Source organism: Thermus sp., assembly GCF_037444525.1.
Lineage (GTDB): Bacteria > Deinococcota > Deinococci > Deinococcales > Thermaceae > Thermus.
On sequence record NZ_JBBIMD010000085.1, the window covers coordinates 1 to 7,192 of the forward strand.

Below are 7,192 nucleotides of genomic sequence, written 5' to 3' on the forward strand. Positions count from 1 at the left end.
GCCTGAGGGGGAGGTGGTGGTGAGGACCCTCTTGGGCCGGAGGAGGACCACGGACCGCTACACGGAAAAGCTCAACACCCCGGTACAGGGAACCGGGGCGGACGGGCTCAAGATGGCCCTGGCCCTCCTCTGGGAGAACCGGGGCCTACTCTGGGGAGCCTTCCCCGTCCTGGCGGTGCATGACGAGGTGGTGCTGGAGGCCCCCGAGGAGGGGGCCAAGGAGTACCTGGAAACCCTCACCGCCCTCATGCGCCGGGGGATGGAGGAGGTGCTTGGGGGCGCGGTGCCCGTGGAGGTGGAAGGAGGCATCTACCGGGACTGGGGGGCCACGCCGTGGGAGGAGGCATGACCGCGAAGGAGCGTTTGGCGCTTGAGGTTGACCTGGAGGGAGCGGGACCCCCGGAAGTCCCGGGCCTCGAGGTTGGGCCGGAGGACCCTTCCCCCTTCCACGCCGTGGCCAGGTGGGTAGCCGCCATGTGGCCGTGGTGCCGTTTCGCGGGCATCACGGCCCGCATGTGGCCCTACCTTGGGGGGAAGTTTCTCCGGGAAGCGGTGGACCTTGGCCCCCTCGGGTGGGTTTGGACGGACGGGCCTAAGACCCTCTGGGCGTGGCAACCCCCCGGGGGGTGAGGGGTGAGGAGGTGAGAGAATGCCCACGCGCAAGAGGACTCTCGGGGATTTGGAAGGGGCCACGAGTTTGGCGTTTCGGCCCATAACGGCGCAAACCCGGGTTTTGGCCGAAACGGGACATAGCGGAACACTTTGGGGGTTGTTTCGCAACATAGCGAAACGCCTGGCGGGTTGTTTCGCTACGCCGGGGGTGCGGCAAAACCCCTTAGGCTACACCCCCTTCCCGTCCCCGTGGAGGTGGAAGGGGAGCCCTACCTGGACTGGGGGATAACCCCCCGGGCGGTTTAAATGCTAACCGCCTATTGCGCTAACCCCGGAGGGTGAAACCTCAAGGGTTAACGCCTCTGCCACAGGCAGGCTCATACTCAGGCAAACCCCGGGGGGGGGTGGGGATTTAAGGAGGTAGCAAATGCCGAGGAAGACGCGAGTGCTGGAGCCCTCTCCTATGCCCTCAGGGGGGCCTTACCCATTCTGAGTTTTCTGAGTTTTCCACCCTCCTGCGCGAAAGAAAGATTTCGCGAATGAACACCCCTCACTACCCTCCTCCGGGCTTCTGTGGTATCTTACGGGCATGCAAGGAGAAGTCTTGACCGTGGAGGAAGTGGCCAAGCTCCTCCGGGTTAGCCGCAAGACGGTGGAAAAGCTCATCTACGCCAAAAAGCTCCACGCGGTGAAGGTGGGCCGGGTTTGGCGCATCCCGAGGGCCGCCGTGGAGGCGTTCTTGGGGGGGAAGGAGTACCGTGAACCTTAGAAAGCTCTGGTCCTGGCTTCGCTTCGCCAAGATGCTGGCCCGGGGCCGGGTGGGCAAGCGGTGGGCCCTACGCCGGGCCCGGTGGCTTTGGCGCAAGGGGAGGAAGCGTAGGAGGTGGTGATGCGAAGGCGCGGCAAAGGGGGCGGAAGCGTCTTCTACCACGAGGGCAAGGGGAAGTGGGTGGCCCAGCTCACCTGGGTAGACCCCGCCACGGGCCGGAAGGTCAAGCGGGAGAAGCATTGCGAAACCCGCAAGGAGGCCGAAAGGGCCCTGGCGGATATGGTGGCCGCCCAGGCCAAGGGGCTCCTCACCGACCCTTCCAGGCTCACCACGCGGGACTTCGCCCTGGAGTACCTGAAGCGCCTGGAGCGGGAGGGGCTTAGGCCGAACTCCATCCGCCTGGCCTTGGACGAGCTGGCCCACGCCCTCCCCTCCCTCAAGGACCCCAAGGCCCACGACCCCCTGGGCCGCATGCGGCTCCAGGAGGTGAAGCCGGTCCATGTGCGGGCCGCCGTGGACCGGGTGGTGGAAGCAGGCTACGCCCCCCGCACCGTGGGCCGGGTGCTCATGCGGCTCAAGGCCCTCTTCCGGGAGGCCCTACGGCTGGAACTGGTGGCCAGAAACCCCGCCGAAGCCGTGAAGGTGCGCCTGCCCAAGGGGGAGAAGGCGGCCAGGGCCCTGGAGCCCCACGAGGTGGCCCGGCTTCTGGAGGCCGCCGAAGCCTCCCGGTCCAAGGACATGGCCCTGCTCCTCCGGCTCATGCTGGAAACCGGGCTCCGCCGGGGCGAGGCCCTGGCCCTGCAATGGCGGGACATAGACCTGGAGGCCGGGGAGCTTACCGTGGGACGGGCTTGGGTAAAGGTGGCCGGAAGGGGAGCCTTCTCCGAGCCCAAGACCCCCACGGCCAAGCGCAAGGTGCCCTTGCCCCGTGGCCTCCTCCTTCGCCTGAAGGCCCGGAGGGAGGAGCTTCTGGCAAGGCTCACCCCGGAGGAGGTGGACGGGCTCTTCCTGGTGGGCGGGGTAAAGCCCGTGGATCCGGACGCGTTCAACCACTACCTGCGCCGCCTGGCGGAAAGGGCGGGCCTGGGCCGGGTGAGGGTGCACGACCTCAGGCACACCTGGGCCACCCTGGCCCTCTCCCGGGGCGTGCCCCTGGAGGTGGTGAGTGAGCGGCTGGGCCACGCCAGCCCCACCATCACCCTGAATGTGTACCGCCACCTTCTGGAGGAGGAGCGCCGGGGGTGGGTGCTGGACCTGGAAGAACTTCTCTACCCCGCCCCCCGCGCCCAAGCCTGAACGGATAGACCGGCTGATAAACCGGCTAAAGGGTTTCCCCCCACGCTACCGTGGGGGGAAGCTTTGCGTCCTGGAGCTGGTGGGCGGCGTAGGACTTGAACCTACGACCTCTCGCGTGTGAGGCGAGCGCTCTTCCGCTGAGCTAGCCGCCCACGCGAACTACAGGCTAGCATGGGGACCAAGGGGTGTCAAGCTTGCCCTAGGGCCTGGGGACGGGTATACTGCCCCTCGGTTTAAGGAGGTGAAGGATGCGTAAGGTTTTGCCGTTCCTCGCGCTGCTTGGCCTGGGTTTTGCCCAGGAGTTCATCACCATCGGGTCCGGCTCCACCACCGGGGTTTACTTCCCCGTGGCCACGGGCATGGCCAAGCTGGTCAACGACGCCAACGTAGGCCTCCGGGCCAACGCCCGCTCCACCGGCGGGAGCGTGGCCAACATCAACGCCATCGCCGCGGGGGAGTTTGAGATGGCCCTGGCCCAGAACGACATCGCCTATTACGCTTACCAGGGCTGCTGCATCCCGGCCTTTGAGGGCAAGGCGGTGAAGGGCATCCGGGCCCTGGCCGCCCTCTACCCCGAGGTGGTCCACATCGTGGCTCGGAAGGACGCCGGGATCCGCACCGTGGCCGACCTCAAGGGCAAGCGGGTGGTGGTGGGGGACGTGGGCTCTGGCACGGAGCAGAACGCCCGGCAGATCCTCGAGGCCTACGGCCTCACCTTTGACGACCTGGGCCAGGCCATCCGGGTGAGCGCCACCCAGGGCATCCAGCTCATGCAGGACAAGCGGGCGGATGCCCTCTTCTACACCGTGGGCCTGGGGGCAGGGGCCATCCAGCAGCTGGCCCTCACCACCCCCATCGCCCTGGTGGCCGTGGACCTTAACCGGGTGCAGACCATCGCCAAGAAGTACCCCTTCTACGTGGGCTTCAACATCCCCGGGGGCACCTACAAGGGCGTGGACGTGACCACCCCCACGGTGGCCGTCCAGGCCATGCTCATCGCCAGCGAGAAGCTCTCCGCCGACACGGTTTACAAGTTCATGAAGGCGGTCTTCGGCAACCAGGAGGCCTTCAAGAAGATCCACCCCAACCTGGAACGCTTCTTCTCCCTCCAGAAGGCGGTGAAAGGGCTCCCCATCCCCCTCCACCCCGGGGCGGAACGGTTCTACAAGGAGGCGGGGGTCCTGAAGTAGGGCACCCCCTTCCTCCAAGCCCCCCCGGCCCGGGGGGGTTTTCTTAAGGAGGCCTGAATGAAGGAAGCCACAGCCGACCTCTTGGCGGTGGAGGAGAGCGAGCTTGGGGGCAGGAAGCCCAAGGGGCCCTGGGCTCGAGGCGCCCTCTTTGGCCTTGGGGTCCTCTGGAGCCTGTTCCAGCTCTGGGCCACGGAGCTTGGGACCCTGGACCCCTTGCGCCTGAGGGCAGTCCACTTGGCCTTCGCCCTGGCCCTGGCCTTCCTGGCCTACCCGGGCAGGCGGGGGCCCAAGGATAGGATTCCCCTCCTGGACTGGGCCCTGGCCCTCCTGGGGGCGGTGGGGGCCCTTTACGTGGTCCTGGACTACTACGGCATCACTCAGCTTCGGGGCGGGATCCCTAGCCAGCGGGACGTCTTCATGGGGACCCTTACCCTCCTCGTCCTCTTCCTGGCCGCCTGGCGGGTGGTGGGGCCCGCCCTCCCCATCATCGCCTCGGCCTTCATCCTCTACGCCCTCACCGGCCCTAAAGGCCTCCTCCCCTTCACCCTTCCCCCCTGGCTCCAGCTCCACGCGGGGAGCACCTGGGGCCAGCTCATGGGCCAGCTCTACACCACCGCGGAGGGGATCTGGGGGGTGCCCTTGGGGGTCTCCGCCACCTTCGTCTTCCTCTTCGTCCTCTTTGGGGCCCTGTTGGAAAAGGCAGGGGCGGGCCGGTTCTTCATCCAGGTGGCCTACGCCCTCCTTGGCCACTTTCGGGGCGGGCCCGCCAAGGCTGCGGTGGTGGCGAGCGCCATGACCGGGGTGGTCTCGGGGAGCTCGGTGTCCAACGTGGTCACCACCGGCACCTTCACCATCCCCCTCATGAGGCGGGTGGGCTACCCGGCGGAGAAAGCAGGGGCGGTGGAGGTGGCGAGCTCCTCCAACGGCCAGCTCATGCCCCCGGTGATGGGGGCCGCGGCCTTCATCATGGCGGAGTTTTTGCAGATCCCCTACAGCACCCTCATCCTCATGGCCGCCATCCCCGCGGTCCTGGCCTACGCCACCCTCTTCATCACCGTGCACCTCGAGGCCCTCCTCCTGGGCCTCAAGGGGGTGCCCCGCTCGGAGCTTCCCCCTTTGGGCCCCATCCTCCGCGGGGGGGCCCACTACCTCCTTCCCCTCCTCTACCTCATCTACGCCCTGGTGGGCCTGAAGCTCACCCCGGAGCGGGCGGCCCTGAACACCCTCTTCCTCATGCTCCTCCTCCTCTTCCTCCAGGAGGGCTACCGGGCCTGGCGGGAGGGGCGGGGGCTGGGGCCGGGGCTTGGGACGGGCCTCCGGCTTACCCTGGAGGGCCTCGAGGCCGGGGCCCGCGGCATGGTGGGCATCGCCCTGGCCACCGCCAGCGCGGGGGTCATCGTGGGCATCGTGACCATGACCGGCATCGGCTTCGGGCTGGTGGACATCGTGGAAAGGCTTTCCGGGGGGAACCTCATCCTGGTCCTGATTCTGGCCCAACTCACAAGCCTCCTCCTAGGGATGGGCCTCCCCACCACCGCCAACTACATCGTTATGGCGAGCCTGGTGGTGCCGGTGGTGCTTAGCCTTGCGGAAAAGGCGGGCTACGCCGTGCCCCCGGTGGCCGCCCACATGTTCGTCTTCTACTTCGGCATCATGGCCGACTCCACCCCCCCGGTGGCCCTGGCCGCCTACGCCGCCAGCGCCATCGCCCGCTCGGACTTCTGGAAGACCGCGGTCCAGGGCTTCCTGTATGAGCTTCGCACCGCCCTCCTCGCCTACATGTTCTTTTTCAACCCCAAGCTCCTCCTCATCGGAGTAGAAAGCCTTGGGGAAGGGGTTTGGATCTTCCTCACCGCCCTCCTAGGCATGACCGCCTTCAGTGCGAGCCTGGTGGGCTTCCTCCACAAGCGGACCACCCTCCCCGAGCGGGCCCTCCTCCTGGCCGCGGCCCTCACCCTGGTGGTGCCGGGCCTCTTCACGGATGCCATCGGCCTTGGGCTTCTCCTCCTCGCCTACTTGGTCCAGCGGGTGCGAAAATGAGTTCTGTGGAACCCCTGGTGCGCATCCGAAACCTGCACAAGCACTTCGGCCATCTCCACGTGCTGAAGGGCATCCATCTGGAGGTGGACCCGGGAGAAAAACTGGTGGTCATCGGCCCCTCGGGCTCGGGAAAGAGCACCCTCATCCGCTGCATCAACCGCCTGGAGGACTTCCAGGAGGGCGAGGTGGTGGTGGACGGTATGAACGTAAAGAACGACCGCCTCCTCCCCAGGATCCGCCGGGAGGTGGGCATGGTCTTCCAGCAGTTCAACCTCTTCCCCCACATGACCGTCTTGGACAACGTCACCCTAGGCCCCATCCGGGTGCGCCGCATGGCCCGAAAGGAGGCGGAAAGGAAGGCCATGGAGCTCCTGGAACGGGTGGGCATCGCCGACCAGGCCAAGAAGTACCCGAACCAGCTCTCGGGTGGCCAGCAGCAGCGGGTGGCCATCGCCCGGGCCCTGGCCATGGAGCCCAAGCTCATGCTCTTTGACGAGCCCACCTCCGCCCTGGACCCGGAGATGGTGGGGGAGGTCCTGGACGTGATGCGGGACCTGGCCCGCGGGGGGATGACCATGGTGGTGGTGACCCACGAGATGGGCTTCGCCCGGGAGGTGGCGGACCGGGTGGTCTTCATGGACCGGGGGGAGATCGTGGAGGAAGGCCCCCCCGAGGCCATCTTCACCCAGCCCCGGGAGGAGAGGACCCGGACCTTTTTGCATAGGGTCCTGCACCACTAGCAAACACCCGCTCCAAAAGCGCCCGGGCGTAGGCCAGGGTGGCCTCCAGGGCCTTTGGGTCCAGCCGGGCGAAGGTGTCCGTGGGCCAGTGCCAGTCGGGGGGAACGTCCCCTTCCAGGCGGATCAGGGTGAGGCAGGGGAAGCCCCGTTGGGCCAGGGGCAGGGCGTCAAAGTAGGCCAGGCGGTAGCGGAGGGGCCGGGCCGCCTCCAGGGTGCGGGCCGCCTCCAGAAGGGGCCCCCGGTAGGGGTAAAAGCGGAGCATCCCCTCCCCTTCCGCGTAGAAGAGCTCCCCCCGGCCTACATTGTCCAGGTTGAGGACCAGGGTACCCGGGGGCAGGTGAGGAAGGAGGGCCCTAGCCCCCAGGGCCCCCACCTCCTCGCACCCCGTGAGGGCCAGGCCCAGGCGGAAGCCGGGCGGCGGGGTGGTCTTCAGGAAAAGGGCGGTGGCCACCGCCACCCCGCTTCCGTTGTCGTTCCCCCCTTCCACGTAAGGGGCTTTGAGCTCTCGGTGAAGGAGGAGGCCCGCCTGGGCCAGGAAGTAGGCC

General features: G+C 67.4%; 8 protein-coding genes and 1 tRNA gene. 7 read left to right on the plus strand and 2 right to left on the minus strand.

The features are described from left to right. From WKI94_RS11095 to WKI94_RS11110, 4 genes are all read left to right on the plus strand, one after another. Nucleotides 1-349: DNA polymerase (locus tag WKI94_RS11095; RefSeq protein WP_337845796.1), on the plus strand; the 349-nt coding region annotated here is incomplete at its 5' end. A gap of 852 nt (nt 350-1,201) precedes the next feature. Further along, the gene (locus WKI94_RS11100) at nt 1,202-1,381 is read left to right on the plus strand and encodes a helix-turn-helix domain-containing protein (protein WP_015716575.1); all 180 of its coding nucleotides are present in this window, start codon (nt 1,202-1,204) and stop codon (nt 1,379-1,381) included. Further along, on the plus strand, nt 1,371-1,502 hold the full coding sequence (locus WKI94_RS11105; RefSeq protein ID WP_015716574.1) for a hypothetical protein: 132 nt from the start codon (nt 1,371-1,373) through the stop codon (nt 1,500-1,502). Before WKI94_RS11100 ends, WKI94_RS11105 begins: the two co-directional genes overlap by 11 nt. Next, nucleotides 1,502-2,677, plus strand: coding sequence for a site-specific integrase (locus tag WKI94_RS11110; RefSeq protein ID WP_015716573.1), 1,176 nt, complete (start codon nt 1,502-1,504; stop codon nt 2,675-2,677). Before WKI94_RS11105 ends, WKI94_RS11110 begins: the two co-directional genes overlap by 1 nt. A gap of 77 nt (nt 2,678-2,754) precedes the next feature. Here WKI94_RS11110 and WKI94_RS11115 read toward each other — a convergent pair. Next, nucleotides 2,755-2,829: transfer RNA gene (locus WKI94_RS11115), tRNA-Val, on the minus strand. A gap of 96 nt (nt 2,830-2,925) precedes the next feature. Here WKI94_RS11115 and WKI94_RS11120 point away from each other — a divergent pair. The 3 genes from WKI94_RS11120 to WKI94_RS11130 are packed head-to-tail and all read left to right on the plus strand — an operon-like array spanning nt 2,926 to nt 6,647. Continuing rightward, nucleotides 2,926-3,867, plus strand: a complete 942-nt coding sequence (locus WKI94_RS11120; protein ID WP_337845797.1) for a TAXI family TRAP transporter solute-binding subunit — start codon at nt 2,926-2,928, stop codon at nt 3,865-3,867. A 57-nt stretch (nt 3,868-3,924) separates the two neighbouring features. After that, nucleotides 3,925-5,907 carry a TRAP transporter permease gene (locus WKI94_RS11125; protein WP_337845798.1) on the plus strand — a complete coding sequence of 661 codons (1,983 nt, stop codon included), beginning with the start codon at nt 3,925-3,927 and terminating at the stop codon, nt 5,905-5,907. Then, nucleotides 5,904-6,647 (plus strand): amino acid ABC transporter ATP-binding protein, encoded by a 744-nt coding sequence (locus WKI94_RS11130; protein WP_337845799.1) that lies wholly within the window; start codon nt 5,904-5,906, stop codon nt 6,645-6,647. The genes WKI94_RS11125 and WKI94_RS11130 overlap by 4 nt, the downstream gene beginning before the upstream one ends. Here WKI94_RS11130 and WKI94_RS11135 read toward each other — a convergent pair. Further along, the coding region (locus WKI94_RS11135; protein WP_337845800.1) for a M28 family peptidase at nt 6,589-7,192 on the minus strand (604 nt) is incomplete at its 5' end. The genes WKI94_RS11130 and WKI94_RS11135 overlap by 59 nt on opposite strands.